The organism is Mesorhizobium sp. M2A.F.Ca.ET.039.01.1.1, assembly GCF_003998035.1.
In the GTDB taxonomy this organism is placed as follows: Bacteria; Pseudomonadota; Alphaproteobacteria; order Rhizobiales; family Rhizobiaceae; genus Mesorhizobium.
This window is the reverse complement of sequence record NZ_RZRY01000777.1, coordinates 1-2690: the sequence shown is the minus strand read 5'-3', so window position 1 is coordinate 2690 and position 2690 is coordinate 1. Positions and strand designations below refer to the sequence as shown.

The window sequence follows — 2690 nt, the reverse complement described above, 5'->3', positions numbered from 1 at the left end:
GTATCGCGACCGCATCACCCGCTGGGTCGTCATCGACGCGCCGCTGCCCGGCATCGGCGACTGGGACAACATCATCCGCCTGCCGCTGTTGTGGCACTTCAATTTCCGCGGTCCCGACATGGAGCGTCTGGTCGCCGGGCGCGAACGCATCTATCTCGACCGCTTCTGGAACGAGTTGTCCGGCGATCCCAAGAAGATCGACGAGGCCACCCGCGCGCATTATGCCGCGCTTTATGCGCGTCCCCACGCCATGCACGATGCGTTCGAGCAGTTCGCCGCCTTCAGCCAGGATGCCACGGACAACAAGGAATTCCTCGCCAAGGGCGGCAAGGTCGCCATGCCGGTTCTGGCCGTCGGTGCGGAGAAGTCTTTCGGCGCGGCGCAGGCCGACGATCTGCGTTTCGTCGCCAGCAATGTGACGGCCGGCATCGTGCCCGGCTCCGGCCACTGGATCATGGAGGAAAATCCCGACGCGACCGTCAAGCTGATCCTGGACTTCCTCGCCAAATAGCGCTGATGCCGACAGGCCTTTGGGCACGGCTGGGGAAATCGCCAATACGGCGTCCTTCTCCAATTCTACGAATGTCCTTCATGGTCGCCTCGGTAAAGCCGGCCCATGCCGGCACGAGCATCGTTTGAAGCCCTGGCGGGCAGCGCCGAGGCCTACCGCCGTTGATCTTGCGCCCTTGCCCGCCTTCCGCTATAGAGCCGCCACCCGCGTAGACACCCTTGGAGGCAACGCGGAGGAAGGCCGGCCAGGCCTCGCATGATTCCAACGCATTTGGATTGCCAAACGCATCGGACGGATCGTGCAAGGCCGCGACGGCTTTCGACGTTTACGGTCGGGCTTACGCCGACCGCGAGCGCTCCACAACACGCGAAAGGAAATGCCATGAGCCACGATGCTTATGAGCTCAAAGCCGAAGCGCGCGAACAGGTCGGTAAGGGGTCCGCCCGTGCAGTTCGCCGCAACGGTAAAGTGCCTGCAGTTATCTACGGCGACAAGCAGCCTCCCCTGGCGATTGCGCTGAACTACAAGGACATCTTCTACAAGATCCATGGCGGCGGGTTCCTGACCACGGTCGCCACGATCGATGTCGACGGCAAGAAGATTCAGGTCCTGCCGAAGGACTTCCAGCTCGACCCGGTCAAGGATTTCCCTGTCCATGTCGACTTCCTGCGCATCGGCAAGGACACCGAGGTCAATGTCGACGTGCCCGTCCACTTCATCAATGAGGACAAGTCGCCCGGCATCAAACGCGGCGGCGTGCTCAACATCGTTCGCCACGAAGTCGAGTTCCACTGCCCGGCCAACGCGATCCCGGAATTCATCACCGTCGATCTCGCCGGCACCGACATCGGCGACTCGATCCACATCTCGGCGGTCAAGCTGCCGGCCGGCGTCAAGCCGGTCATCTCCGATCGCGACTTCACCATCGCGACCATTGCCGGCTCGTCGGCCATGAAGCCGGAGACGGAAGCCACCACCGAAGTGGCGGCGACCGAGACGGCGGCCCCGGCGGCCGAAGAGAAGTAACCTATTTCTGCATCCGGAGGCGGCGATGCTTGTCTTTGCAGGCCTCGGCAATCCGGGCGCGAAATACGAAAACAACCGGCACAATGTCGGCTTCATGGCGGCGGACGCGATTGCCCGCCGCCATTCCTTTTCGCCCTGGTCGCGAAAATTCCAGGGCCTGATTTCGGAAGGCACGCTCGGCGGCGAGAAGGTGCTGCTGATCAAGCCGCAGACCTTCATGAACCTTTCCGGACAGTCGGTGGGCGAAGCGCTGCGCTTCTACAAGCTCGAGCCGTCCGCGCTCACCGTCTTCTACGACGAGATCGACCTTGCCGCCGGCAAGCTCAGGGTCAAGGTGGGCGGCGGCTCCGGCGGCCATAACGGCATCCGCTCGCTCGATCAGCATGTCGGCAATGCCTATCGCCGGGTGCGCATCGGCGTCGGCCACCCCGGCGTCAAGGAGATGGTGCACGGCCATGTGCTCGGCGATTTCGCCAAGGCCGATCGCGAATGGCTGGATGTCCTGCTGGACGCAATCGCCGACGATGCCGCTCTGCTCGCCAAGGGCGACGACAATTCCTTCATGAACCGCGTCACGCTCGCCTTGCGTGAAAAACTCGTGCCGACCGGCGATGAGGACCGCCCGCCGCCCAAACCGCCGAAGCAGCAAAGCCATGTTCGCCAGGCGCGCCCGCAGCAGCCGGCGGCAAAGCTTCCCGAGAGCGGCCCGATGGCCGCCATGCTGAAGAAGCTGTTCAGCAAGGAGTGAGCGCCGAACGAACGGGCGCCTGGGGCTTGACGTTCGTCACCGCTATCGCCCATAGCCCTCAGCAAAATCGAATTCCGACGGGACTGGACGAACATGGGTTTCAAATGTGGCATCGTTGGCTTGCCCAACGTCGGCAAGTCGACGCTGTTCAATGCGTTGACCAGGACGGCCGCCGCGCAGGCCGCCAACTATCCTTTCTGCACCATCGAGCCGAACACCGGCGAGGTGGCGGTGCCGGATCCGCGCCTGCAGAAGATCGCGGCGATCGGCAAGTCGAAGGAGATCATCCCGACCCGCATCTCCTTCGTCGACATCGCTGGTCTGGTGCGCGGCGCCTCCAAGGGCGAAGGGCTGGGCAACCAGTTCCTTGCCAATATCCGCGAGGTCGACGCGATCGTGCATGTG

Annotated in this window: 4 protein-coding genes; all 4 read left to right on the top strand. The window is 63.3% G+C overall.

The features are described from left to right. The coding region (locus tag EOA24_RS33505; RefSeq protein ID WP_133374744.1) for an alpha/beta hydrolase at nucleotides 1–511 on the top strand (511 nt) is incomplete at its 5' end. 381 nt (nucleotides 512–892) lie between these two features. Beyond that, nucleotides 893–1537, top strand: a complete 645-nt coding sequence (locus tag EOA24_RS33500) for a 50S ribosomal protein L25/general stress protein Ctc (protein ID WP_126059761.1) — start codon at nucleotides 893–895, stop codon at nucleotides 1535–1537. A 25-nt stretch (nucleotides 1538–1562) separates the two neighbouring features. Further along, entirely contained in the window at nucleotides 1563–2285 is a 723-nt protein-coding gene (pth, locus tag EOA24_RS33495) for an aminoacyl-tRNA hydrolase (RefSeq protein ID WP_126081655.1), read from the top strand. A gap of 93 nt (nucleotides 2286–2378) precedes the next feature. Beyond that, nucleotides 2379–2690 (top strand): GTPase (locus EOA24_RS33490; RefSeq protein ID WP_189354440.1); only part of this gene is annotated, 312 nt, incomplete at its 3' end.